The organism is Pseudomonas sp. H3_E04 (assembly GCF_054668915.1).
This window is the reverse complement of the sequence record NZ_CP162797.1, coordinates 2,637,267-2,663,183: the sequence shown is the minus strand read 5'-3', so window position 1 is coordinate 2,663,183 and position 25,917 is coordinate 2,637,267. Positions and strand designations below refer to the sequence as shown.

21 protein-coding genes are annotated in these 25,917 nt (G+C 60.9%); 13 read left to right on the top strand and 8 right to left on the bottom strand.

Going from position 1 to position 25,917, the window contains the following annotated elements; genetic code table 11:
- The first annotated feature begins 10 nt into the window (after positions 1-10).
- The 3 genes from AB4N53_RS11875 to AB4N53_RS11865 all read left to right on the top strand — a co-directional run bounded on the left by AB4N53_RS11875 (position 11) and on the right by AB4N53_RS11865 (position 3,319).
- Positions 11-265, top strand: a complete 255-nt coding sequence (locus tag AB4N53_RS11875) for a YkgJ family cysteine cluster protein (RefSeq protein WP_460120676.1) — start codon at positions 11-13, stop codon at positions 263-265.
- 40 nt (positions 266-305) lie between these two features.
- Positions 306-911, top strand: a complete 606-nt coding sequence (locus tag AB4N53_RS11870) for an START domain-containing protein (protein WP_460120674.1) — start codon at positions 306-308, stop codon at positions 909-911.
- Positions 912-1,225: 314 nt separating this feature from the next.
- Positions 1,226-3,319 carry an LTA synthase family protein gene (locus AB4N53_RS11865; protein WP_460120672.1) on the top strand — a complete coding sequence of 698 codons (2,094 nt, stop codon included), beginning with the start codon at positions 1,226-1,228 and terminating at the stop codon, positions 3,317-3,319.
- 77 nt (positions 3,320-3,396) lie between these two features.
- Here the strand turns inward: AB4N53_RS11865 and AB4N53_RS11860 are convergent, their stop codons facing one another.
- Positions 3,397-3,549 (bottom strand): DUF3309 family protein, encoded by a 153-nt coding sequence (locus AB4N53_RS11860; protein ID WP_003183939.1) that lies wholly within the window; start codon positions 3,547-3,549, stop codon positions 3,397-3,399.
- Positions 3,550-3,880: 331 nt separating this feature from the next.
- Between AB4N53_RS11860 and AB4N53_RS11855 the strand changes: the two genes are divergently transcribed.
- From AB4N53_RS11855 to csrA, 3 genes are all read left to right on the top strand, one after another.
- A complete protein-coding gene (locus AB4N53_RS11855; protein WP_460120670.1) occupies positions 3,881-4,696 on the top strand; it encodes an SDR family oxidoreductase in 816 nt (271 codons plus the stop codon).
- A gap of 63 nt (positions 4,697-4,759) precedes the next feature.
- Positions 4,760-5,092, top strand: coding sequence for a YnfA family protein (locus AB4N53_RS11850; RefSeq protein WP_125917295.1), 333 nt, complete (start codon positions 4,760-4,762; stop codon positions 5,090-5,092).
- 133 nt (positions 5,093-5,225) lie between these two features.
- On the top strand, positions 5,226-5,411 hold the full coding sequence (csrA, locus tag AB4N53_RS11845; protein WP_460120667.1) for a carbon storage regulator CsrA: 186 nt from the start codon (positions 5,226-5,228) through the stop codon (positions 5,409-5,411).
- Positions 5,412-5,416: 5 nt separating this feature from the next.
- Here the strand turns inward: csrA and AB4N53_RS11840 are convergent, their stop codons facing one another.
- From AB4N53_RS11840 to AB4N53_RS11825, 4 genes are all read right to left on the bottom strand, one after another.
- Positions 5,417-5,644: a YheU family protein gene (locus AB4N53_RS11840; protein ID WP_003172962.1), complete on the bottom strand. Its 228-nt coding sequence runs from the start codon at positions 5,642-5,644 to the stop codon at positions 5,417-5,419.
- A gap of 168 nt (positions 5,645-5,812) precedes the next feature.
- Positions 5,813-7,003 (bottom strand): osmoprotectant NAGGN system M42 family peptidase, encoded by a 1,191-nt coding sequence (locus AB4N53_RS11835; RefSeq protein WP_024013890.1) that lies wholly within the window; start codon positions 7,001-7,003, stop codon positions 5,813-5,815.
- Between the two features lie 166 nt (positions 7,004-7,169).
- Positions 7,170-8,918 carry an N-acetylglutaminylglutamine synthetase gene (ngg, locus tag AB4N53_RS11830; protein WP_460120665.1) on the bottom strand — a complete coding sequence of 583 codons (1,749 nt, stop codon included), beginning with the start codon at positions 8,916-8,918 and terminating at the stop codon, positions 7,170-7,172.
- A gap of 3 nt (positions 8,919-8,921) precedes the next feature.
- Positions 8,922-10,694, bottom strand: a complete 1,773-nt coding sequence (locus AB4N53_RS11825) for an N-acetylglutaminylglutamine amidotransferase (protein WP_460120663.1) — start codon at positions 10,692-10,694, stop codon at positions 8,922-8,924.
- Between the two features lie 316 nt (positions 10,695-11,010).
- On the opposite strand from AB4N53_RS11825, the gene AB4N53_RS11820 reads away from it, so the two are divergent.
- Positions 11,011-15,822, top strand: coding sequence for an NEL-type E3 ubiquitin ligase domain-containing protein (locus AB4N53_RS11820; RefSeq protein WP_460120661.1), 4,812 nt, complete (start codon positions 11,011-11,013; stop codon positions 15,820-15,822).
- A gap of 3 nt (positions 15,823-15,825) precedes the next feature.
- Here the strand turns inward: AB4N53_RS11820 and mnmC are convergent, their stop codons facing one another.
- Positions 15,826-17,805, bottom strand: coding sequence for a bifunctional tRNA (5-methylaminomethyl-2-thiouridine)(34)-methyltransferase MnmD/FAD-dependent 5-carboxymethylaminomethyl-2-thiouridine(34) oxidoreductase MnmC (gene mnmC, locus AB4N53_RS11815; protein ID WP_460120659.1), 1,980 nt, complete (start codon positions 17,803-17,805; stop codon positions 15,826-15,828).
- Between the two features lie 228 nt (positions 17,806-18,033).
- Between mnmC and pap the strand changes: the two genes are divergently transcribed.
- Both pap and AB4N53_RS11805 read left to right on the top strand, forming a co-directional pair.
- A complete protein-coding gene (gene pap, locus AB4N53_RS11810) occupies positions 18,034-19,548 on the top strand; it encodes a polyphosphate:AMP phosphotransferase (protein WP_460120657.1) in 1,515 nt (504 codons plus the stop codon).
- Between the two features lie 103 nt (positions 19,549-19,651).
- Positions 19,652-20,836, top strand: a complete 1,185-nt coding sequence (locus tag AB4N53_RS11805; protein WP_262136223.1) for a thiolase family protein — start codon at positions 19,652-19,654, stop codon at positions 20,834-20,836.
- A 103-nt stretch (positions 20,837-20,939) separates the two neighbouring features.
- On the opposite strand, the gene AB4N53_RS11800 is transcribed toward AB4N53_RS11805, so the two are convergent.
- Complete coding sequence (locus AB4N53_RS11800; protein WP_056788322.1) at positions 20,940-21,131, bottom strand: DUF6316 family protein; 192 nt, start codon at positions 21,129-21,131, stop codon at positions 20,940-20,942.
- Between the two features lie 208 nt (positions 21,132-21,339).
- Here AB4N53_RS11800 and AB4N53_RS11795 point away from each other — a divergent pair, with 208 nt between their 5' ends.
- Positions 21,340-22,293: a DMT family transporter gene (locus AB4N53_RS11795; protein WP_460120654.1), complete on the top strand. Its 954-nt coding sequence runs from the start codon at positions 21,340-21,342 to the stop codon at positions 22,291-22,293.
- An 85-nt stretch (positions 22,294-22,378) separates the two neighbouring features.
- Here the strand turns inward: AB4N53_RS11795 and AB4N53_RS11790 are convergent, their stop codons facing one another.
- A complete protein-coding gene (locus AB4N53_RS11790) occupies positions 22,379-23,773 on the bottom strand; it encodes a class II fumarate hydratase (protein WP_016770937.1) in 1,395 nt (464 codons plus the stop codon).
- Positions 23,774-23,964: 191 nt separating this feature from the next.
- Here AB4N53_RS11790 and AB4N53_RS11785 point away from each other — a divergent pair, with 191 nt between their 5' ends.
- From AB4N53_RS11785 to trhO, 3 genes are all read left to right on the top strand, one after another.
- A complete protein-coding gene (locus AB4N53_RS11785; protein WP_039760068.1) occupies positions 23,965-24,486 on the top strand; it encodes a DUF2059 domain-containing protein in 522 nt (173 codons plus the stop codon).
- A gap of 12 nt (positions 24,487-24,498) precedes the next feature.
- Entirely contained in the window at positions 24,499-24,798 is a 300-nt protein-coding gene (locus AB4N53_RS11780; RefSeq protein ID WP_041478259.1) for a BolA family protein, read from the top strand.
- A 165-nt stretch (positions 24,799-24,963) separates the two neighbouring features.
- Positions 24,964-25,905: an oxygen-dependent tRNA uridine(34) hydroxylase TrhO gene (trhO, locus tag AB4N53_RS11775; RefSeq protein WP_336353848.1), complete on the top strand. Its 942-nt coding sequence runs from the start codon at positions 24,964-24,966 to the stop codon at positions 25,903-25,905.
- The last annotated feature ends 12 nt before the right edge of the window (positions 25,906-25,917 follow it).

The following is a 25,917-nucleotide window of genomic DNA, read 5'->3' as shown; positions in this document are numbered from 1 at the left end:
TCTGTTCGTCATGAAATGCCGTGAAGGCTGTGGCGCTTGCTGCATTGCCCCCTCCATCAGTTCGCCGATCCCCGGCATGCCCGACGGCAAACCCGCCGGCGAACGTTGCGTGCAACTGTCGGTCGATAACCTGTGCAACATTTTCGGCCGCCCGGAGCGTCCGCCGGTTTGCTCGGGTTTCGCTGCGGATGTCGAGGTATGCGGCAGCAGTTCTGAAGAAGCGATCAGATTGATCGGCTGGTGGGAGCAGATGACGGCGGCGTGATGTGTTCACGAACGGAACTTCAACAATAAGGAATAACACTATGGGTTCGCTGCACCGTTTCGCTGTGTTGTGTGGTCTGACTGCCGTACTTGCCACTTCGGTCGCCCAGGCGGAAGACTGGAAAGTCGCCAAGAACGAAGACGGCATCAAGGTTTCCCTGAGCGAAATACCCGGTTCGGACTACAAGTCCTATCAGGGCGTCGCGCTGATGAAGACCACCATCGCCAAACTGCGCGCCTTGCAGGAAGACGTCTCCGGCGCGTGCGCGTGGATTCACGAATGCAAGAGCCAGAAACTGCTCAAGCATGAAGGCGATCTGAGCTGGACCTATTCGCAATTCAACACGCCGTGGCCGGTGACCCCGCGTGATTCGGTGCTGAAGATCACCACCGTTGAGGGCGCCGATGGCAGCCTGACCCGCAACCTTGAAGGTGTACCGACTTATCTGCCGGAAGAAAAAGGTTTCGTACGGGTTCAGCAAGTCAAAGGCTTCTGGAAGTTCGTGCCTAAAGGCGATCAGGTCGAAGTGACTTATCAGGTGCACACCGAGCCGGGCGGTAGCGTACCGGCCATGGTCGCCAACAAGTTCGTGGTCGATGCGCCATTCAATACCCTGAAAGCGCTGAAAGAACGCGCCGAGAAATAATCAATTCGCTGTAAGCAAAACGCCCCGACCGCTTCGGGGCGTTTTGTTTTGTCTCTAAATTGTATTTCCAGATATGCGTTGCACGAAATTTTCACAAAGTCTCCAAGACAATTCGCCCGCACTTGTTGCCTGCCATTGCGCTGCCAGCCCTTTGAGTGAAAGTCTCGAAGAGCAGGGCAGTAATCAATGGCAATGGTGTGAACGATCGTGCAACATTTGCGCACCGCGCACGCCCCGGGGTCTGGACTGACCAATAGAGGGCCTGGCGCCGCTGTATTTTTGCAACTTCAACTTCCAATGGGTCCTAAAACGACATGGCAAACCCGGACGCCCTGAATCAGCAGCGATCTTCTGCTCGCCTGCTGCAACCGACCGTCAAATCGCATCTGGCCTACACGCTGCTGTGCGCACTGGTCATGATGGTCATGTTTTCCGCGCTGCGCCTTGCGCTGCTGGTCTACAACCGCGAGATGATCCTCGACACCCCGGCCGCGACCTTCCTCGAAGCGTTCGTCAACGGTCTGCGTTTCGACCTGCGCCTGGTGGTGTACCTGTGCATTCCGCTGGTGCTGGCGCTGTTCAGTGCCCGTGCCATGGCCGCGCGCGGTTTCTTTCGCCTGTGGCTGACCATCGCCTCGAGCATCGCGCTGTTCCTCGGCCTGATGGAAATGGACTTCTACCGCGAGTTTCACCAGCGGCTCAACGGTCTGGTGTTCCAGTACGTGAAGGAAGACCCGAAAACCGTAATGAGCATGCTCTGGTACGGTTTCCCGGTGGTTCGCTACCTGCTGGCGTGGGTCATCGGCACGGTCATTCTGACCCTCGCATTCAAGGGCGCCGACCGTGCCACCCGCCCGCGCGGGCCGTTCAGCGGCGGCAGCGTCAGCTCCCGTCAGGTTGCACCGTGGTACACCCGTCTGGCGGTGTTTGTGGTCTGCCTGCTGATCTGCGTGGTTGCCGCGCGTGGCACCCTGCGTCAAGGCCCGCCAATGCGCTGGGGCGACGTGTACACCACTGATTCCAACTTCGCCAACCAGCTCGGTCTCAATGCCACGCTGTCGTTGATCGAGGCCGCTAAGTCGCGCATGGGCGAAGATCGCGACAATATCTGGAAAGCCACGCTGCCGCAGGACCAGGCGCAGAAAATCGTGCGTGACATGCTGCTGATGCCGGACGACAAACTGGTCGACGCCGATATTGCCGCCGTGCGCCGTGATTACACGCCGCCAGCCGACAAGACCCTGCCGGTCAAGAACGTCGTCGTGATCCTCATGGAAAGCATGGCCGGTCACTCGGTAGGCGCCTTGGGGGCTCCGGGCAACATCACGCCCTACCTGGACAAGCTGTCCAAGGAAGGTCTGCTGTTCGACCGTTTCTTCTCCAACGGCACCCACACTCACCAGGGCATGTTTGCGACCATGGCCTGCTTCCCCAACCTGCCTGGCTTCGAATACCTGATGCAGACCCCCGAAGGCAGCCACAAGCTGTCCGGCCTGCCGCAGGTGCTCAGTGCCCGCGACTATGACGACGTGTACGTCTACAACGGCGATTTCGCCTGGGACAACCAGTCGGGCTTCTTCAGCAACCAGGGCATGACCAACTTCGTTGGCCGCAACGACTTCGTCAACCCGGTGTTCTCCGATCCGACCTGGGGCGTGTCCGACCAGGACATGTTCGATCGTGGCCTGCAAGAACTGAAGGCGCGGGAAAACGGCAAGCCGTTCTACGCGCTGCTGCAAACCCTGTCCAACCACACGCCGTACGCCTTGCCGACGCCATTGCCGGTCGAGCGCGTTACTGACCGTGGCAGCCTCAACGAACACTTGACCGCCATGCGCTACTCCGACTGGGCGCTCGGCCAGTTCTTCGAGAAGGCGCGCAAAGAGAAGTACTTCAACGAAACCCTGTTCGTCATCGTCGGCGACCACGGCTTCGGCAACGAGCGCCAGATCACTGAAATGGACCTGGGTCGCTTCAACGTGCCAATGCTGATGATCGCCCCGGGCATTCAGCAGAAGTTCGGTGCCCGTGACCACACCGTGGGCACGCAGATCGACATCGTGCCGACCATCATGGGCCGTCTCGGTGGTGAAGTGCGTCACCAGTGCTGGGGTCGTGACCTGCTCAACCTGCCGCAGGGCGATACCGGTTTCGGTGTGATCAAGCCTTCGGGCAGCGAGCAGACCACCGCCATTGTCACCGCCGACCAGATTCTGGTGCTGCCGCGTGACAAGGATATGGGCCCGAAAATCTGGCAATACCAGCTCGGTGCCAATCCGCACGCCGAAGTTGTGCCGGACGCGCCGCGCACTGCCGAACTCAAACTCAAACTTGAAGCGTTCCTGCAAACTGCGACCAAGAGCCTGCTCGACAATACCGCCGGTGTGATTCACGGCACGCCGGACTGATGCCGGGTTAACAAAAAGTCCACGCAATAAAAAAGAGGCCCTTGAACAAGGGCCTCTTTTTTTACAGCTTCAAGTCGTCATATCTTGCCGAGTAACAACAGCACCAGCAGCACGACCAACACCACGCCGATAATGCCCGACGGGCCATAACCCCAACTTCTGGAGTGCGGGAAGACCGGCAGACCACCGATCAGCAACAGGATCAGGATGATGATTAGAATTGTGCCCATGGGTGATTTCCTTGTTCAGATTCTGGAAGAGTCTTGATGCTCAGTGGGCAGCTGGAGAGCAACTAAATTCCAGCCGGCTTACATGTTCCGACTTGCGCCGGTGAAAAATAATTCAATGTTTTTTTAATGTATTTGGATTGCTCTGTTATTTCCTTTCCAGCAAAAAGATCGCAGCCTCGTTGCACTCGTCAGCTCCTACATGAGACCAACCGGGGAACTATGACGGCAGCAATCTTTTGATCCTCCATTCAGCAACTGGATGGAGCGTGGGCGGCGCTGGATCCTTCGCTACACTCGGCGCATCTCTCCCGGAACAACAAGGCTGTCCGCTATGCAAAATCGCATGATGATCACTGGTGCAGGCTCAGGCCTGGGTCGCGAAATCGCGCTGCGCTGGGCCCGTGAAGGTTGGCGGCTGGCCTTGTCCGATGTCAGTGAACCCGGTCTGCAGGAAACCCTGAAGCTGGTGCGCGAGGCGGGCGGTGACGGTTTCATCCAGCGCTGCGACGTGCGCGATTACAGCCAGCTCACCGCGTTCGCTCAGGCCTGTGAAGAGAAGCTCGGCGGCATCGATATCATCGTCAACAATGCCGGCGTCGCCTCGGGCGGATTCTTCAGCGAGTTGTCGCTGGAAGACTGGGACTGGCAGATCGCGATCAACCTGATGGGCGTGGTCAAGGGCTGCAAAGCGTTCCTGCCGCTGCTGGAACTGAGCAAGGGCAAGATCATCAACATCGCCTCCATGGCCGCGCTGATGCAAGGCCCGGCGATGAGCAACTACAACGTGGCCAAGGCGGGTGTGGTGGCGTTGTCGGAAAGTCTGCTGATCGAACTGGCGCAGCAGGAAGTGGCGGTGCATGTGGTTTGCCCGTCGTTCTTCCAGACCAACTTGCTCGATTCATTCCGTGGCCCGACCCCGGCAATGAAAGCCCAGGTCGGCAAGTTGCTGGAAAGTTCGCCGATCAGCGCGGCCGACATCGCTGACTACATCTATCAGCAAGTCGCTGCCGGCGAGTTCATGATCCTGCCCCACGAACAAGGGCGCATGGCCTGGGCGCTCAAGCAGAAGAATCCGCAGCTGCTCTACAACGAAATGACTTCAATGGCCGAGAAAATGCGCGCCAAGGCCAAACAAAACAACGCTTGATCTTGTTCGTTGCCCGCCGCGTCGTTAGGGTGGCCGCCATGGTCACCCTGTCGAGACGCCTCCATGCTCAATTACTTGTGGTTCTTCCTTGCGGCGCTGTTTGAAATCGCCGGCTGTTTTGCTTTCTACATGTGGCTGCGCCAGGGCAAGAGTGCGTTGTGGGTGATTCCCGCATTGCTCAGCCTGACCCTGTTCGCACTGTTGCTGACGCGCGTTGAAGCAGCCTATGCCGGGCGCGCCTATGCGGCGTACGGCGGAATCTACATCGTTGCTTCGATTGGCTGGCTGGCGGTGGTCGAGCGGGTGCGTCCGCTGGGCTCGGACTGGATCGGCATGGCGCTGTGCGTGGTCGGTGCCAGCATTATTCTGTTCGGGCCGCGCTTTACCGCTGCCTGATGGTTTTGTGCGAAGCGTCTGACGGCTGCGGGCGTGGGAGGCTGTAGGGCAAGACTGAATTGCTCGTCATGCATTGTGGAGCGGCTGTAAGCCGCGCATCTTCAGGGTTTGCCAGTCCTGAAGGATGAATCCCATGCTTGTACTCAGCCGTGTGGTCGGTGAGTTGATTTCAATCGGCGACGACATCACCCTGCGTGTTCTGTCAGTCAGTGGCTCCAGCGTGCGCTTCGGCGTCGAGGCGCCGAAAAAAGTCCATGTGCACCGCGCCGAGGTCTATGACCGGATCAAGCGCAAGGAGGCCGCGGCGAAGGCTGGCTGACGGCTTCAGTCGAACAAATGCTTGGGTACGTCGTGCTTGAGCATCAGCTGGCACTGTTCGCTTTCCGGGTCGAACACGATCAATGCCTGGCCTTTGGTCAATGCCTGACGCACGCGCAGGACGCGGGTTTCCAGCGGAGTGTCATCGCCGTTGTCGGTACCGTCGCGGGTGACGAAATCCTCGATCAGGCGGGTGAGGGTGTCAACTTCAAGCGCGTCGTGGGGAATGAGCATGGGCACCTCGGTCAAATCAATGTCGGGATGCTACGGGGATTGGGTTTTGCCTGCCAGTTCTGTATTGGCCGTGCCGGCCCATTCGCGAGCAGGCTCGCTCCCACATTTGAATGCGATCCCTGTGGGAGCGAGCCTGCTCGCGAAGACGGTTATGTGATCACCGAAGATTCAACTGTCGGAACGCTGCCCCACCAGGCTGTCCACCGGCGGCACGCGGGTTTCGCTTTCCATCTGGGTGTCATGCTCAATCTGATGGCTGAAGCGATCCAGTGAAGCATTGGCCGGCGCCGCATCGCTGGCAAACACCGGCGGGCTAAGAATGTACGCGCCGAGTAAGCGACTGAGCGCCGCCAGGCTGTCGATGTGCGTGCGTTCGTAGCCGTGGGTGGCATCGCAGCCGAAGGCGAGCAGGGCGGTGCGAATGTCGTGACCGGCGGTGACGGCCGAGTGCGCATCGCTGAAGTAATAGCGGAACATGTCGCGACGCACCGGCAATTCGTGTTCATCGGCCAGACGCAACAAATGCCGCGACAGATGATAGTCATACGGCCCGCCGGAATCCTGCATCGCCACGCTCACCGCGTGTTCGCTGGAGTGCTGACCGGGGGCGACCGGTGCGATGTCGATGCCGACAAACTCGCTGACATCCCAAGGCAATGCCGCCGCCGCACCGCTGCCGGTTTCCTCGGTGATGGTGAACAGCGGATGGCAATCGATGTTCAGTTCCTGGCCACTGTCGACAATCGCCTTGAGTGCCGCGAGCAGCGCAGCGACGCCGGCCTTGTCGTCGAGGTGGCGGGCGCTGATATGGCCGCTTTCGGTGAACTCCGGCAGCGGGTCGAACGCCACCACGTCGCCGACATGAATGCCCAGCGACTCGCAATCGGCTTTGGTCGTGCAGTAGGCGTCCAGCCGCAGTTCGACATGGTCCCAACTGATTGGCATCTCATCGACCTGGGTATTGAACGCATGCCCGGACGCCATCAGCGGCAACACGCTGCCGCGAATCACCCCGGTGTCGGTAAACAGGCTGACCCGGCTGCCCTCGGCAAAGCGGCTCGACCAGCAACCGACCGGCGCGAGGGTCAGGCGACCGTTGTCTTTCACCGCACGCACGGCGGCGCCGATGGTGTCCAGGTGCGCCGACACGGCGCGGTCAGGACTGCTCTTTTTGCCCTTCAACGTCGCGCGAATGGTGCCGCGCCGGGTCATTTCGAACGGAATACCCAGCTCTTCGAGACGCTCGGCGACATAGCGCACGATGGTGTCGGTGAACCCGGTCGGACTGGGAATGGCGAGCATTTCCAGCAGGACTTTTTGCAGGTAAGCCAGATCCGGTTCAGGGATTTGTGTGGTCATGGTCATGGAAACTCCTGATGGGTTGAGCACATCGATGGTTTCGATGAGGAAGGTTTGCGGGGCGGTTCAGGGCCTCTTCGCGAGCAGGCTCGCTCCCACATTTGGAATGCATTCACCCTGTGGGAGCGAGCCTGCTCGCGAAGGCGTCAGTAGAGGCGCTGCATAATCACGAAACAGCCGGCTGACTATGCGGAAACAACAGATCGACAAAGCGTTCCGCCGTCGGCTGCGGTTCATGGTTGGCGAGGCCGGCGCGTTCGTTGGCTTCGATGAACACGTACTCGGGCTGATCCGCCGCCGGCACCATCAGATCGAGCCCGACCATCGGAATGTCCAGCGCCCGCGCCGCGCGCACTGCCGCGTCGACTAGGGTCGGATGAAGAATGTCGGTCACGTCTTCCAGCGTCCCGCCGGTGTGCAGATTGGCCGTGCGCCGCACGAACAGATGCTCGCCGGCCGGCAGGATGCTGCTGTAGTCGTACCCGGCCGCGTGCAGCGTGCGTTGGGTTTCGTGGTCCAGCGGGATCTTGCTCTCGCCGCTGGTGGCCGCTTGCCGACGACGGCTCTGCGCCTCAATCAGCGCACCGATCGAATGCTGACCATCACCGACCACTTCGGCGGGCTTGCGAATAGCGGCTGCCACCACTTCAAAACCGATCACCACAATGCGTAGATCGAGACCTTCGTGGAAGCTCTCCAGCAACACGCGACTGTCGAACTGCTTGGCGGTTTCGATGGCCTGCTGCACCTCTTCGATGGTGCGCAAGTCCACAGCGACGCCTTGGCCTTGTTCACCATCGAGCGGTTTGACCACCACGCGCTGATGTTCATCGAGGAAGGCCAGATTGTCGTCGGCATTACCCGCCAGTTGCTGTGCCGGCAGTTTCAGGCCGGCCGCCTTGAGCACTTTGTGGGTCAGGCTTTTGTCCTGACACAAGGTCATGCTGATGGCGCTGGTCAGGTCGCTCAGCGACTCGCGGCAGCGCACGCGGCGGCCGCCATGGCTGAGGGTGAACAGCCCGGCGTCGGCGTCATCCACTTGCACGTCGATACCGCGTCGATGCGCTTCTTCGACGATGATCCGCGCGTAAGGGTTGAAATTGGCTTCCGGCCCCGGGCCGAGGAACAGCGGCTGGTTGATGCCGTTCTTGCGCTTGATGGCGAAGGTCGGCAGGTTGCGGAAACCCAGTTTGGCGTAGAGGTTTTTCGCCTGACGGTTGTCGTGCAGCACCGACAGATCCAGATAAGCCAGGCCGCGACTCATGAAGTGCTCGACCAGATGTCGCACCAGCACTTCGCCGACGCCGGGGCGCGAGCAATGCGGGTCGACCGCCAGGCACCACAGGCTGCTGCCGTGTTCCGGATCGTTGAAGGCTTTTTGATGATTGAGGCCCATGACACTGCCGATCACCGCGCCGCTGTCCTCGTCTTCCGCCAGCCAATACACCGGGCCGCCCTGATGATGTGGGGTGAGCAGCTCCGGATCGATCGGCAACATGCCGCGCGCCTGGTACAAACGGTTGATGCCTTGCCAGTCGGTTTCGCTCTGCGCGCGACGAATGCGGAAGCCGCGAAACACCCGCGTGGCCTGCCGGTAATCGCTGAACCACAGACGCAGGGTGTCGGATGGATCGAGAAACAGCTGCGTCGGCTCGAGGCCGAGAATCTGCTGTGGTGCGGCGACATACAGGGCGATATCGCGCTCGCCCGGCTGCTCGTTGAGCAGCTCCTGCGCCAGCGACGCCGGATCGGGGAAAGTGTGACCGATCAGCAGTCGGCCCCAGCCGCAATGCACGGCAATCGGGGCGCTGGCAGGCTCGCTGCCGTCTTCGGCCAAGCGTGCCTGCAAACGTTCATACGAGGGAGCCTGACCACGCAACAGGCGTTGGTTGATGGACGTGGCATGGGGTTTCATCAATCAGATTCCTTGTTCACTGAGCCACAGGTTCAGGGCTGCCAGTTGCCACAGTTTCGAACCGCGCAACGGGGTCAGTTGGCCTTGCGGGTCAGTCAAAAGCTTGTCGAGCATGGTCGGGTTGAACAGGCCGCGATCCTGGCTCGGATCCAGCAGCAGCTCGCGCACCCAATTGAGCGTGTCGCCCTGCAAGTGCTTGAGGCCCGGCACCGGGAAATAGCCTTTCTTGCGGTCGATCACTTCGCTTGGAATGACCCGGCGCGCAGCTTCTTTCAGCACTTGCTTGCCGCCATCGGGCAGCTTGAATTGACCTGGTACACGAGCAGACAGCTCGACCAGTCGATAGTCCAGAAACGGCGTACGCGCTTCTAGCCCCCAGGCCATGGTCATGTTGTCGACGCGTTTGACCGGGTCATCGACCAGCATCACCGTGCTGTCCATGCGCAGGGCTTTGTCCACCGCGGCATCGGCGCCAGGCTGGGCAAAGTGCTGTTTGACGAAGTCGCCCGCCGCATCGTGGTCGACCAGCCATTTCGGCTGAACCGTCGCCGCGTAGTCGTCATAGCTGCGGTCAAAGAACGCATCGCGATAGGCCGCATAAGGATCTGCTGCGCCGTCGACCTGCGGATACCAGTGATAACCGGCAAACAACTCATCCGCGCCTTGGCCGCTCTGCACCACTTTGCAATGCTTGGCTACTTCACGGGACAACAGATAGAAAGCGATGCAGTCATGGCTGACCATCGGCTCGCTCATCGCACGGAACGCGGCGGGCAGTTGCTCGATGATTTCTTTCTCGTCGATCCGAAGTTGATGGTGGCGGGTACCGTAGTGCTTGGCGATCAGGTCCGAATACTGGAACTCGTCGCCGCGCTCGCCGCCGGCGTCCTGGAAACCGATGGAGAAGGTCGACAGATTCTCTACGCCGACTTCGCGCAACAGGCCGACGAGCATGCTCGAATCGACACCGCCTGAGAGCAACACACCGACATCCACCTCCGCGCGCTGACGAATCGCCACCGCTTCGCGGGTGCTGTCGAGGACGCGATCAACCCAGTCTTCAAGGTTGAGGTTTTTCTCGTCCTCATGTGGGCCGTAGGGCAGGGTCCACCAGGTTTTCTGCTCGGTGCGGCCATCGGCCTCAACGCGCATCCAGGTGGCAGGCGGCAGTTTTTCGATACCGGCCAGCAAGGTGCGCGGCGCAGGCACCACCGCATGGAAATTCAGGTAATGGTTGAGCGCCACCGGATCAAGAATCGGGTTGATGTCGCCACCCTTGAGCAAGGCCGGCAGTGCCGAGGCAAAGCGCAGGCGTTGGCCAGTGCGCGACAGATACAGCGGCTTCACGCCGAGACGGTCACGGGCAATGAACAGGCGCTTGGTGTCGCGCTCCCAGATGGCGAAAGCAAACATGCCATTGAGCTTCGGCAGCAGCGCCTCGCCCCAGGCGTGATAACCCTTGAGCAGCACTTCGGTGTCGCCACCGGAATAAAAGGCATAACCCAGTGCCTCGAGCTCTGCGCGCAATTCCGGGAAGTTATAGATCGCACCGTTGAACGCCAGGGACAGGCCCAGTTGGCTGTCGATCATCGGCTGCGCCGAGCCGTCCGACAGGTCCATGATTTTCAGGCGTCGATGGCCCAGGGCAATCGGCCCTTGGGCATGGAAGCCCCACGCGTCGGGGCCGCGAGGGGCCAGGTGATGGGTGATTCTCTCGATCGCTGCAAGGTCTGCAGGTTGTTGATCAAAACGTAACTCGCCAGCTAATCCGCACATAAAGTCCTTACCGGTTTTTCCGTTGGGGAAGGTCAAGCCGTACCGCGCGAAAAGTGCGGGTACTCAGAAACTGACCTGTCTCGGTAGGCGGAGTTTTAGATCGATAAGTTATAAGCGAGCCGTTTGCGCCGAGGTGCGGCGGTTAGCCAGGAGCAAGCAGCGTGGACAAACGACTCTGAACGACCGGGTGGTAGCGGGCTGTTTTATCGGTCGCAAATCCTGTTCGGTTGCCGGGTTTTCTCCAAGCTTTTTGAATTATCAATTCGCCTGCGGCATCGCTAAGGTCACAGGCTTACCGCAATAAAGGACTATTGCCATGCCTTCCAAAGAAAACAACGTCGCAACCACTCAAGCCACGATTCTCGGCACATTGCTTGAGGCTACCGGTGACCTCGATATTGCCGAAGCCCTGCAGAAAAACCTGCCGCCGCATTTGCTCACGGCCTCGCCTGCGACGCTCGCAGTGCTCGATGAAACCGTCAGACATCTGCATACCCTGCAACTGCGGGTCGAAAAGGACTTTCGGCGCCTGGAGTCATTGCCGCATTTCTGCATCCGCGAGCTGACCGCTGCGCTGAACCGCAAATGGCCGGCGGTCTATGACGTCGAGCGGGATCTGCTGAGCCTGCCCGGTGTCGACTGCGGTTGTGAGGCGGTCACTGCCGATGAGTCCGGCGTCGAAGTGATCAAACATGCCACGCAAACCCTGCTGCAGGCGGCGATGCAGAATTTCACCGAGGATGAAGAACAGGCGGATGCGTTCCCCGCCGGCAGTCTGGTGCGCGTCCATAGTGCGCCCGGTGGGATCAAGGATCTGACGCCGGCGGCGTTCGCCACGTTGTGCCGCGAACTGGATCTGGGCAAGCAATACCAGCTGCATTTGCAGAAAACCTTCGGCCTTGTAGACGATGGCGGGGAGGTCTTGGCCAGCAGTGCCATGACCCGCGACATCATCGCGATGAAAAAGCATCTGTTACGACTGGACGCCGAGCTGGCCTGGCTCAAAGGCGACATCACCTCATCCGGGCTGCGCATGGTCAAGGATCTGATCGAGGCCGATGGCGTGGCGTCGCCGCAAACCCTGCGCTACGGCAAGGACCCGATGGTCATGCAGGGCATTGAAATATTCGACAGCTGCGTCTGGGGCGTTGTGGTTTTCAGCGCACGTTCCCTCGAACAACATCCCGAGGATGGCTGCCTGGTGTACATGCCTGGCGAGTCCGCACGAGCGCTGTACGAGTACCCCAATCTGGCGGCCTTCAAGCTCTACCTTACGCAACAAATGCAGACGACGGACTACCGCGAATACTTCGCTCGCAGTCTGGATGAAGATGACCGGGCCGATTTTTTCAAGGCATTCGCCGACAAGAAAGAGGTGGGCGTTATCAAGCAGTTGTCGATCGATGTGTCGCTGTTCGAATTCATGCTGCAGAGTTACATCGGCAAGCGCCAGATCGATGCGCGCAAGCTGGCGGTGCCGACCGCCGATGTTGACGAAGATGCGCGTCAGAAACGCTTGCTGGACTGGCTCGAGTCGGGGGTGACCCTGGCGTCTGTGGCAGGGCTGTTCGTGCCGGTGCTCGGGCAATTGATGATGGGCGTCGCAGTGGGCCAATTGCTCGGCGAGGTGTTCGAGGGCGTCGAAGACTGGCAGCGCGGCGACCACCAGCAAGCCCTGTCGCATGTGCTCAGTGTGGTCGAGAACATTGCGCTCATGGGCGTCTTCGCCGGTGGGCAAAAAGCACTCGGAGCCTTGAGCCGCAAGCTGCTGCGCAGCCATCCCGAATTTTTCGGACAATTCGCTGCGATTCTCGATCACGCCGCAAAACCGCGCTTGTGGAAGCCTGAGCTCAGCCATTATGAGCACGCGCTTCCAGCCGGTTTCACCATCGATGCGGGCTCCGAGGAGTTCTACCGGATCGGGGTCAAAACCCTGGGCCGTGTCGATCATCGACTGCTTGCCGGCAAGTACGACGCGCAGAGCCAGATCTGGTACCTCGAACACGCAGAGCGTGCGCAAGCCTATGCCCCTGAATTGATCCGGCATGTCGAGGGTGGCTGGCGAATTCCCAACGAGGCGCCGGAAGAATGGAGCAGCTCGCCCTACACGCTCAAGCGCACCGATCCGCAACTCAGCGAGTTCGTCGATGATGATCTGGACATGATGCGCCGGCTCAGCGACACCTCGCACGAGACGCTGTTACAAACCTTCAATGACAACCTGAAGCTGCCGGTGCGCTTGCGCGACACCGTGGAGCGCGTGCGCCTGGTCCGGCAATTGCGCGAGCTGACAATCGAATTGCACAGCGGCGAGTACCATTCCGGTCAGCCTGTCGAGGAGCAATTGCACGCCTTGCCGACGCTGCCGGGCTGGCCGACAGACCGTTATATCGCTGTAACCACCGCCGGAAAAGCCATCGAAGCAACCTATCCTGCGACTCGCTTGCTCGACGACACCCTCGGCGTGGAGGTGACGCGCGAACAATTGTCCCGGGGGCAATTGCTGCAAGCCGTTGTCGATGGCCTGCACGCGCACGAAGTCAATGCGCTGCTCGGCGGCAAAGTGGCCACGTCTACCGAAACCTCGGCGCTGGCCAAAAAGCTGGCCGCGGCGCTCACTGCGGATCATCGCGCCGCCTTCGAGCGCATGTACCAGCGTTACGACCAGAGCGAGGCGGATGAGCTGGTGAAATTACGCCAGGTATTTGCTGACATTCCTGCGCGCCATGGGCAACGCTTGATCGACCGCGCCACGAGCGTCGAGCGCCAGCACCTGCGCTCGACAGGACGAGTGCCGTTGCGGCTTGCGCAGCGCGCTACGGCCGGCATCGACGAAGTGCGCCTCGATCGCGCGCTGACGGGGTTTCACTGGCCGCGTCTGGCCAACGCCGACACTGATGCGCTGGCGATCCGTCTGCTGCCGCGCCTGAGCGGTTGGGACGCGCAATTGCGTTTGCAGTTGCGCGAAAACACCTTGGAGGGAGCGGTTCTGGAAGAAGTCGGCGACACGGCGGCCAGCGCTGAAAACACCGGCACGCTGGTGAAGTCCGCCTCAGGTTATGAAGCGTTCAGCGGCGCGGGAAAGTCCTTGGGCAAGGTGGGCAAGGCGCCTGAAGCGTTGTTCACGGCGATTTTCAAGGCATTGCCGCAGGGGCAACGAACGGTACCGGGGTTTGCCAAGAACGCCCGGCAATTGCGCAGCAAATTGCTCGATGCAGCACTGGAAGAGCGCCAGGCCTCGGCCGACACATTGCGTAATCCAGGTGCCGTAAAGATTGCAGAGCCTGCGTGTGTGCAAGGCGATCAGGCGCCCGCAACCCGACATCCGCGCGGGTTACTGCGCAAAGTCCGCAGGCTTTACCCGCGCCTGAGCGAAACCCAGGCCAGCCAACTGATCGATGGCCTCGGCGCGGATCCGCTGAGCCGGGCAACGCGGGTCAAAGCGCTGCAGCAGGAACTGAAAGTCCTGCGTGACGCCTTGTTTGTGTGGAGCGAGGACGCACTTGGCCTGAAGGCCTTGGGGGGTGACCTGGCAGAAGCGCGCCACGGCCGAAAAATGACCGCAGAACTGATCGAGGAGGGTTTTCGCCGGTTTCACTGGGTGCCTGACGAACAAGGCAAATCCCTCTGCACGCTCAACCTTGATGGCATGCGCGTCGGCAAGCTGCCAACACTGCCGCCGGGGGTGAGCTTTGATCACATCCAGCAGCTGTCGATGAAAAACATGGCCCAGGGCGACGATGTCGCGCACTTTCTCAAGTCCTTCAAACAGCTCGAGTCGCTGGAGCTCGACAACAACAGCGTAACCCGCCTGCCGGAAATGCTCTCGTACATGCCCAAACTGCAGCGGCTGAGTCTGGCACACAATCAGCTGCGGCTGACGGAGCCGACGCTGGCCAAGCTCAAGCGCATGACCACGCTGCATTACCTCAATCTCAATGGCAATCCGTTGGGCGCGACGCCGGACGTCAGTGCCATGCGCGGTTTGCGCCGATTGCTGCTGCGTGAAACAGGGCTTACGGAGATTCCCGTCGGCCTTGAAAAACTGCCCTGCGCCGAGTGGATGGATCTGCGCAGCAATCAGATCAAAGACTTGCCGGACTGGCTGTTCCAGACCCGGCGGGCGTTCAGTCAGGCGCTCAATCTGCGCTTCAATCCGTTGTCTGCCAGCAGCGCGACTCACCTCGAAGACTACCGCACCAACACCGGCATCGGCATGGGCTATCTGGAGGATGACATTGCGCGCCTGGACGAGCAGAAGGCGCGCTCGCTGTGGTTGACTGACAGCCCGTCCGCGCAGACTGTCGAGCGTGAACGAATCTGGGCCGCATTCAAGGACGACGAGCGCGGCGAAGCCTTGTTTCACTTGTTGTCGGAACTGGGCGATACCGCTGATGCGACGCAAGGCAGCGCCGACATGCGTGAGCGGGTCTGGGCTGTATTGGAGGCGGCGCAGCGTGATCCGGCGCTTTGCGATCAATTGCTCAACCTGGCTGCCAATCCGATCAACTGTACGGACAGCGCGGCGATGAATTTCAGTCATCTGGAAGTGGCGGTCGAAGTTGATCGGGTCAGCAACGCCGCCGGCGGGCGGCCAGTCACGGCCAAACCGCTTCTCGAACTGGGAAAGCGTCTGTTTCGTCTGGAAAAGCTCGGCGACATTGCGCTTGAACATGCGCGCAAACATCCGAAAGCCGACGCGCTGGAAGTCAATCTGGCCTATCGCACCGGCCTTGCCGAGGCGCTCGATTTACCCGGACAGCCGCGACGGATGCAATTCGCCGAACAGGGTGGAGTGACTGCCGCCGATCTGGAAGTCGCCAAGAACCGGATCACCACGGCGGAGCTGTCGTCCGAATGGCTGAAATTCATGCAGCGGCAAGGGTTCTGGACAGACTATCTGCAGCGCACGTTCGTGCGAAAGTTCTCGCCAATCGATGCGCTCTACGCACCGCGTATCGATGCTGTATTCGAACAGGCCGAAACGCTGCCCTCCGCCGATTACCTGAGCCAGATGGATGCCATCAGGCTCGAGCGCGATCAGGCACAACAAGCCGTGATCAAGCGCCTGACCGAAGAGTCGATACGCCTGATGGACCTCGGCCTCTGTGTGATGCCCGACGAGTGAGGCTCACTTGCCGCGAATCAGCTGGCGCAGGGCAAACCGGTTGGGGTGACAGGCTTCGGCTACGCTGCGCGGCAACGGCAGCGGCTCGTTGTCCAGCCACGCGGCGAGCAGTTCGCCGGACAATGGCGCGGTGATCAGCCCGCGAGAACCGTGGCCGCTGTTGACGTACAGACCGTCGAGCCACGGGCAGACGACGTCCGGCACTTGCCGGGCGTCCTTGCTCAATGCCGCGTAAGTCTGGACGAAGGCTGCGCGGTCAGCGAGCGGGCCAACGATCGGCAGGTAATCGGGGCTGGTGCAGCGGAAGGCGGCGCGGCCCTCAAGGTTCTCAAGTGGCTGCTCGTTGATGTTGAGGCGTGTCAGCAGGTCGCTGGAAATTTCTTCGAGCATCGCCAGATTGCCTTCGTGCTCGGCAATTGTGGGTGTCAAATCATCGCTGTTGAAGTCGAAGCTGGCGCCCAGGGTGTGCTCGCCCAGACGCGCCGGGGCGACGTAGCCCTCGGCGCACACCACGCTGGCCAGCGCATGACTGTCTGAGGTTTCAGCCAGCCGGGTAATCTGTCCGCGAATGCGCTTGAGCGGTAATTCGGCACTCTGGGCAAAGCGTTTGATCTCGGCAGCGCCGGCCAGCACCACAACCGCCGCACTGGCGAGCAAACGCTCGCCGTCGAAGGCTTGCCAATGGTCAGCGACTTTGCGCAGCTCCAGCGCATCGTGATGGCTGAGCAATTCAATGTTGGCGTGCATTGCCTGAGCCTGACACAGCGCCGGCGGATGCACCCAGCCGCCTTCGGGGTAGAACAAACCACCATGGGCCACGCCGACACCGGCGCGGGCCTGGGCTTCTGGTTGCTCCAGCCACTGCAAAAGATCTTCCGGAAATGCCGCCGCCAGTTGCGCGTGGCGCTCGGCTTCCTTGGCATTGAACGCCAGTTGCAGCACGCCGCAGTCATCCCAGTCGCTGCCGCGCTGTAGCGTTTCCAGCAGGCGCCGGGTGTAACCGAAGCCGCTGAGGATCAATTGCGACAACGCCGTGCCATGGGCGGACAGCTTGAGATAGAGCACGCCTTGCGGGTTGCCCGAAGCTTCTTGCGCCACCGCCGCATGCCGCTCCAGCAGACTCACTTGCCAGCCGCGCGCCGCCAGGCTCGATGCTGTCGCGCAGCCGGCCAGACCGGCACCGATCACCAGCGCCCGGCGTTCACCGTTAACCGGAGCAGGGCGGGCGAACCAGGGTTTCGCCGGTATCGGCGCCGCCACCTCGGCGGGCCAGCCAAGAAATTCGCCACGCAGGATTTCCCACTTGTGGCCGATGCCCGGCGTGCGCTTCATCTTGAACCCGGCGGCGTTGAGCAGACGCCTTACCCAACCGGTGCTGGTGAAGGTGCTGATGGTCGAGCCCGGCGCGGCCAGACGCGCCAGTTCGACGAACAGTTCAGCAGTCCACATGTCCGGATTTTTTGCCGGGGCGAAACCGTCGAGAAACCACGCGTCGACCTGTGCATCGAGTTGCGGCAGTTGCTCCAGCGCATCGCCGATCAGCAAGGTCAGCGTCACGCGGCCATTGGCCAGAGTGATGCGTTGAAAGCCTTGATGAATCGCCACGTAGTGTTTAAGCAACTGATCGGCCAATGGCTTGAGTTGCGGCCACAGTGCCAAAGCCCGGCGCAGATCCGCTGGCGCCAGCGGGTACTTTTCCACGCTGACAAAATGCAGGCGTGCGCCGGCCACTGCGTGTTGTTCGAACAACTGCCAGGCGCAGAGAAAATTCAGTCCGGTGCCGAAGCCGGTTTCGCCAATCACCAGTCGACCATCCGCCGGCAGCGCGGTGAAGCGTTCGGCCAGACGGTTCTGTTCGAGGAACACGTAACGGGTCTCCTCCAGCCCCGACTGGTCGGAAAAATACACGTCATCGAACACTCGCGAACGTGGGCGTCCCTGGTCGTCCCAGTCGAGTTGGGCGTGGGGCATTTCGGCTTTCATGGCAGGCTCGGCAAACACAAGGCGGCCATTCTAGCCGATCGGGCGAGGGTTGCCTGATCCAGCGCAAGACAGGATTTGGTCGTGTCAGGAAAAATCTCAAAAGATCGCAGCCTTCGGCGGCTCCTACAGTCAAACGCATTTGCAAATGCAGGCGCTGGCGAAGGCTGCGATCTGTTCAGGTGCTGCAATCATCCGCTAGTCTTGCTGAACCCTGGAAGGAGCCGTCCCATGTTCGAATCCGCTGAAATCGGTCACGCCATCGACAAAGACACTTATGAGGCGGCGGTCCCTGCGCTGCGTGAAGCCTTGCTTGAAGCCCAGTTCGAGCTGCAGCAGCAGAAGCGCTTTCCGGTGATCATCCTGATCAACGGCATCGAAGGGGCGGGCAAGGGCGAGACGGTCAAGCTGCTCAACGAGTGGATGGACCCGCGCCTGATCGAAGTGCGCACTTTCGACCAGCAAACCGATGAAGAACTGGCGCGGCCACCGGCGTGGCGCTACTGGCGCATGCTGCCGGCCAAAGGGCGAATGGGGGTTTTCTTCGGCAACTGGTACAGCCAGATGCTCCAGGGCCGGGTCCATGGTTTGTTCAAGGATCCGCGCCTGGACCAGGCCATCGCCGGCGCCGAGCGTCTGGAAAAAATGCTCTGCGATGAAGGCGCGTTGATTTTCAAATTCTGGTTTCACCTGTCCAAGAAGCAGATGAAAGCGCGGCTCAAATCGCTGGCCGACGACCCGCTGCACAGTTGGCGCATCAGTCCGCTGGACTGGCAGCAATCACAGACTTACGACAAATTCGTCAAATACGGCGAGCGGGTGTTGCGCCGCACCAGCCGCGATTACGCGCCGTGGCATGTCATCGAAGGTGCCGATGCCAATTACCGCAGCCTGGCGGTGGGCAAGATTCTCCTCGAAGGCCTGCAAAGTGCGCTCAAGCGGGCCGACGTCAATCCCCACGAAATCAGTGCCGCGCCGCTGGGTACGCCGGTCGATCAGTTGAACCTGCTCGACAGCCTCGACCTGACACAGCGTCTGGACAAGAAAGATTACGAAGAGCAATTGATCACCGAGCAGGCGCGGCTGTCCGGGCTGATGCGCGACAAGCGCATGCGCCGCCATGCGCTGGTGGCGGTATTCGAAGGTAACGACGCGGCGGGCAAGGGCGGGGCGATTCGCCGCGTGGCAGCGGCGCTCGACCCGCGTCAGTACAGCATCGTGCCGATCGCCGCGCCGACCGAAGAGGAACGCGCGCAACCGTACCTGTGGCGGTTCTGGCGGCACATTCCGGCGCGAGGCAAATTCACCGTGTTCGACCGCTCGTGGTATGGGCGGGTGCTGGTCGAGCGGATCGAGGGCTTTTGCCCCCCGGCCGACTGGCTGCGCGCCTACGGCGAGATCAATGACTTCGAAGAGCAACTGGCCGACGCCGGGGTCATCGTCGTCAAGTTCTGGCTGGCCATCGACAAGGACACGCAGATGGAGCGCTTTCAGGAGCGCGAAGAGATTTCCTTCAAGCGTTTCAAGATCACCGAGGACGACTGGCGCAACCGGGAAAAGTGGGACGACTATCGTATGGCGGTCGGCGACATGGTTGATCGCACCAGCACCGAGATCGCGCCGTGGACGCTGGTCGAGGCCAACGACAAACGCTGGGCACGGGTGAAAGTGTTGCGCACCATCAACCGCGCGCTGGAAGAAGCGTTCGAGAAATCCGACAAGAAGGCCAGGAAGCACAAGGACTGAAGCGATGGCCGCGCATACGCCGGGTGAATGATCCTCGCGGTCGGCAAGAAGGTGGACTTATGCTCAGGTCCACTTTCAACCGACAACAACAATGAGGTATGCCATGCGTGAAGTGGTGATCGTCGACAGCGTGCGGACCGGCCTGGCCAAATCCTTTCGCGGCAAGTTCAACCAGACCCGCCCCGATGACATGGCGGCCCACTGCGTCAACGCGCTGCTGACCCGCAACGATATCGACCCGGCCAGCGTCGAGGACTGCATCGTCGGCGCCGGCTCCAACGAGGGCGCGCAGGGCTACAACATCGGCCGCAACGTCGCGGTGCTCTCGCGCCTGGGCACTGGCACTGCCGGCATGACCCTCAACCGTTTCTGCTCGTCGGGTTTGCAGGCGATCGCGATTGCCGCCAACCAGATCGCCTCCGGTTGCAGCGACATCATCGTTGCCGGCGGCGTCGAGTCGATCAGCCTGACCCTGAAAAGCGTCAACACTGATCACCTGATCAATCCGCTGCTCAAGCAACAGACCCCCGGCATCTACTACACCATGGGCCAGACCGCCGAAGTGGTGGCACGCCGTTACGGCGTCAGCCGCGAGGCCCAGGATCGCTACGCGCTGCAAAGCCAGCTGCGTACGGCCCAGGCCCAGGCTGCGGGTTTGTTCGATGATGAAATCGTGCCGATGGCGGTGAAATACCGCGTCGAGGACAAGAACAGCGGGGAAGTGCAGATTGTCGACGGCGTCGTCGAGCGCGACGACTGCAACCGCCCGGACACCACCTACGAAAGCCTTGCCGGACTGAAACCGGTGTTCGCCGACGACGGTTCGGTGACGGCGGGCAATTCCTCGCAGCTGTCCGATGGTGCCTCGATGACACTGGTGATGAGCCTGGACAAAGCGCTGGAGCTGGGGCTCAAACCGAAAGCGTTTTTCCGTGGCTTCACCGTCGCCGGTTGCGAGCCGGACGAAATGGGCATCGGCCCGGTGTTCTCGGTGCCGAAACTGCTCAAGGCCAAGGGCCTGCAAGTGGCGGATATCGATCTGTGGGAATTGAACGAGGCATTCGCTTCGCAGTGCCTGTACAGCCGAGATCGGCTGGAGATCGACAACGACAAGTACAACGTCAACGGCGGCTCGATCTCCATCGGCCACCCGTTCGGCATGACCGGCTCGCGTCAGGTCGGGCATCTGATCCGGGAATTGCAGCGGCGCAATTTGCGTTACGGCATCGTCACCATGTGCGTGGGTGGCGGGATGGGGGCGAGTGGGTTGTTTGAGGCGGTGCGCTAAAGGATTGGTTGCCTGTTCAGGCCCCTTCGCGAGCAGGCTCGCTACCACAGGTGATCGCATTCCCCTGTGGGAGCGAGCCTGCTCGCGAAGGCAGCGCCACGGTTCAGCGGCTGGAATCCCGCCGCTGCATCCGCGCTATATAAGCCTGAATCTCCCGCTCGATCACCTGACTGTCATACGGCCCTTCGAGGGTATTTTCCCGGGTGCTGAAATACAGCTCGCCATTGACCCGACACACGCGGTCGCTGCGAAAACGGGTGGCGGGGGCGCTGTCCTCGGCGCGCATGGCGTACATGTAGGTCTCCCTGCTATGCGTTGAAAAGTCTGCAATCAGCTTATGCCTGAAGCACTTGGCGCGCCTGCCCGGCCGATCAACGGCGGCGCGCCGGTTTACTGCTGCGACCTGCACAGTTTCATTCGCGGCCTGCCGGCAACTGTCCCTGTGTTGCACGGGACAGGGCGCCTAGAATGCAGGCTCTTGTCAGCAGGCTTTCGGGGTTCGTATGCACATTTCATCGGGGCGCTGGGTGTACGGACTGTTCCTGGCGCTGCTGACCGCGTTTCTGTGGGGCATCCTGCCGATCAAGCTCAAACAGGTATTGCAGGTGATGGACCCGGTCACGGTGACCTGGTTTCGCCTATCGGTGTCCGGCGGCTGCCTGTTCATTTATCTGGCGTCGGTCAAACGCCTGCCGAGTCGCAAGGTGCTCGGGCCCAAGGGCGGCTGGCTGGTGCTGATGGCGGTGTTGGGGCTGGTCGGCAATTACGTGTTGTACCTGATGGGCCTCAACCTGCTCAGCCCTGGCACCGCGCAACTGGTGGTGCAAATGGGCCCGATCATGCTGCTGATCGCCAGTCTGTTCGTGTTCAAGGAGCGCTTCAGCATCGGCCAGGGCCTCGGCTTGCTGGTACTGCTGATCGGCTTCGGCCTGTTCTTCAATCAGCGCCTGGCCGAGCTGCTGACTTCGCTGTCCGATTACACCGCCGGTGTGTTGTTGGTGCTGCTGGCGTCGACGGTCTGGACCTTCTATGCGCTGGGCCAGAAGCAATTGCTGACGGTGTGGAATTCGCTGCAAGTGATGATGGTGATCTACCTGTTCTGCGCGCTGTTGCTGACGCCGTGGGTGCATCCGCTGGAAGCGCTGAATCTGAGCCCGTTGCAGGGCTGGCTGCTGTTGGCGTGCTGCATGAACACCTTGATCGCCTACGGCGCATTCGCCGAAGCACTGGCGCATTGGGAAGCGTCGCGGGTCAGCGCGACACTGGCGATCACGCCGTTGGTGACGTTTGCGGCAGTGGCGATTGCGGCGCGGATCTGGCCGGACTATGTGCATGCCGAACAGATCAATGCGCTGGGCTATGGCGGGGCGGTACTGGTGGTGGTGGGTTCGGCACTGGTCGCGTTGGGGCCATCGTTGGTTGCCGGGCTCAGGGCGCGGCGGATGCGTATGGCCTGAAGATCAAAAGATCGCAGCCTGCGGCAGCTCCTACAATTGGAATGCGTTTCCCTGTAGGAGCTGCCGAAGGCTGCGATCTTTTGCTTTAGCCCTTGGCGCCAGCCTCGATCATGTTCTCCGGGCGCACCCAGGCATCGAACTCTTCATCAGTCAGATAACCCAGCTGCAACGCCGCCTCACGCAAAGTCAGCCCTTCGCTGTAAGCCTTCTTGGCGATCTCCGCCGACTTGTCATAACCGATGTGCGGGTTCAGCGCGGTCACCAGCATCAGCCCACGTTCCAGATGCTTGGCCATGACCTCCGCATCCGGTTCGAGCCCGGCGATGCAGTGCTGCTGGAAGTTGCTGCAGCCATCACCAAGCAGACGGATCGATTGCAGCAGGTTGTGGATGATCACCGGTTTGAACACGTTCAACTGCAAGTGCCCCTGACTGGCAGCGAAACCGATTGCCACGTCGTTGCCGAGCACCTGGCAGGCGAGCATCGACAGCGCTTCGCACTGGGTCGGGTTGACCTTGCCGGGCATGATCGAACTGCCCGGTTCGTTGGCCGGCAGCTTCACTTCAGCGAAACCTGCGCGAGGACCTGAGCCCAGCAGACGCAGGTCGTTGGCGATCTTCATCAAGGCCACGGCGAGGGTTTTCAGCGCGCCGGACAGGGTCACCAGCGGTTCATGGCCGGCCAGTGCAGCGAACTTGTTCGGCGCGGTGACGAACGGCAGACCGGACAGTGCTGCGAGTTCGGCGGCAATCGCCTCACCAAAGCCGTGCGGTGAATTCAGCCCGGTGCCGACCGCAGTGCCGCCCTGAGCCAGTTCGCAGACTGCCGGCAGCGCGGCACGAATCGCGCGCTCGGCGTAATCCAGTTGCGCGATGAAGCCGGACAGTTCCTGACCGAAGGTGATCGGCGTCGCGTCCATCATGTGCGTGCGCCCGGTCTTCACCAGTTTCATGTGCCGCGCCGCCAGTTCGGCAAGGCCGCCGGACAGCTCGGCAATCGCCGGCAGCAGTTGTTCCTGCACCGCTTTGGCGGTGGCGATGCTCATGGCGGTAGGGAAGCAGTCGTTGGAACTTTGCGAGCGGTTGACGTGATCGTTGGGGTGCACCGGCGACTTGCCGCCGCGCGGGTTGCCGGCCAGTTCGTTGGCGCGACCGGCGATCACCTCGTTGACGTTCATGTTGCTCTGGGTGCCGCTGCCGGTCTGCCAGACCACCAGCGGAAACTGCTCGTCATGCTCGCCGGCGAGGACTTCATCGGCGGCCTGTTCGATCAGGCGGGCGATGTCGGCGGGCAAGTCGCCGTTGCGGTCGTTGACCCGCGCGGCGGCTTTCTTGATCAGGGCGAGGGCGTGCAGCACCGGTAGCGGCATGCGTTCCTGACCGATGGCGAAGTTGATCAGCGAGCGTTGCGTCTGAGCACCCCAGTAAGCGTCGTCCGGGACCTCGATCTGGCCCAGGCTGTCGGTTTCGATACGGCTCATCGTGCACACTCCTGTTGGTCTGTTGGCGCAATTTAGGCCGGCGTCGGCCCGGGTGGTTCCATCGACTCGATTGTTGACCGCAAAACCCCGCCAATCAAGCGCGGCAAGGGCCGGGGGTTGAGCCACAGCGATTGTTAGGCGCAGAATGGTCGCCCTTGGGGTTCGACCTCGCTTTGCTTAAAGGAAACTCGATGACTCGTCTTCGCGCCATCTGTACCGCGGTTGCACTGGTTTGCGCCAGCGGCCAGGTGCTTGCCGATACCGCCAGCCACAACGCCAGTGCCGAAGCTTTCCTGACGCTGGCTCACGCTGACAAGCTGGGCACCCCGGTGTACATGCAAGTGCAGCAAATGTTCGCCCAGCGCTTTGAACAGACCAAAGCCCCTGAATCGAAGAAAGCCGTGCTTGAAACCTACCAAGCCAAGGCCAACGCCGCGCTGGACCAGGCCATCGGCTGGAACAAGCTCAAGCCGGACATGGTCAAGCTCTACACCAGCAACTTCAGCGAATCCGAGCTCAAGGACCTGGTTGCTTTCTACCAGTCGCCACTGGGCAAGAAAGTCCTGGAAAAAATGCCGCAGCTGACCCAGCAATCGGCGCAGATGACCCAGGGCAAACTGGAAAGCGCGGTGCCTGTGGTCAACAAGCTGCTCGACGACATGACCAAAGAGCTGGACCCGAAAGGCGCTGCTGCGCCGGCCAAGAAGAAGTAAGCGGAGTTCGTGATGACCATGCAACAACGCATCGAATCGACGCTGGCCCTGTTACAGCCTGAGCACCTGCAAGTGTTGGACGAAAGCCACATGCACAGTCGCGGGTCACAGACCCACTACAAAGCGGTGGTGGTCAGCGCGCAGTTCGAAGGCCTGAACCGGGTCAAGCGCCACCAGAAAGTCTACGGCACGCTCGGCGAGCTGATGGGCGAGTTCCATGCGTTGGCGCTGCACACCTATACCCCGCAGGAATGGGCAGAGATCGATGGCGCCCCGGCGTCGCCGACCTGTGCAGGAGGGGATCAGCGGTAAGCTTCGAGCTGCAAGCTTCAAGCAGAATCAAAAGCAGCGACGTACCGCTTGAAGCTTGGAGCTTGCAGCTGCTTTTTTGCTAGAATCCCGACGCGCCGCTTAGCCGGCGCGTTTTTTTTGAATCCGGTTCACCCTTTGCGAGGGTAGCCACCTGGAGAAATACCCATGACACAATCGATTGTCGTGGCGGCACTGTACAAGTTCGTCACCCTCGAAGATTACGTTGACCTGCGCGAGCCACTGCTGCAAGCAATGGTCGACAACGGCATCAAAGGCACTCTGCTGATCGCCGAAGAAGGCATCAACGGCACGGTTTCCGGCAGCCGCGAAGGCATTGACGGCCTGCTCGCCTGGCTCAAGAACGATCCACGCATGGTCGACATCGACCACAAGGAATCGTACTGCGACGAGCAGCCGTTCTATCGCACCAAGGTCAAGCTGAAGAAAGAGATCGTCACCCTCGGCGTCGAAGGCGTTGACCCGAACAAGAAGGTCGGTACCTACGTCGAGCCGCAGGACTGGAACGCGCTGATCAGCGACCCGCAAGTGCTGCTGATCGACACGCGCAACGATTACGAAGTGTCGATCGGCACCTTCGAAGGCGCCATCGATCCGAAAACCACCAGTTTTCGCGAGTTTCCCGACTACATCAAAGAACACTTCGACCCGGCCGTGCACAAGAAGGTCGCAATGTTCTGCACCGGCGGCATTCGCTGCGAGAAAGCCTCGAGCTACATGCTCGGCGAGGGTTTCGAAGAGGTTTATCACCTCAAGGGCGGCATCCTGAAGTACCTCGAAGAGGTGCCGCAGGAAGAAACCAAGTGGCGCGGCGACTGCTTCGTCTTCGACAACCGCGTCACCGTGCGCCACGACCTGACGGAAGGCGACTACGATCAATGTCATGCCTGCCGCACACCGGTCAGTGTTGAAGATCGCGCCTCCGAGCATTACGTCGCGGGTATCAGTTGCCCGCATTGCTGGGACAAGCTCAGCGAGAAAACCCGGCGCAGCGCCATCGATCGGCAAAAGCAGATCGAACTGGCCAAGGCGCGCAACCAGCCGCACCCGATCGGCTACAACTATAAGCAAGCATCCACCGAGGCTTAACCATGTCTGCGC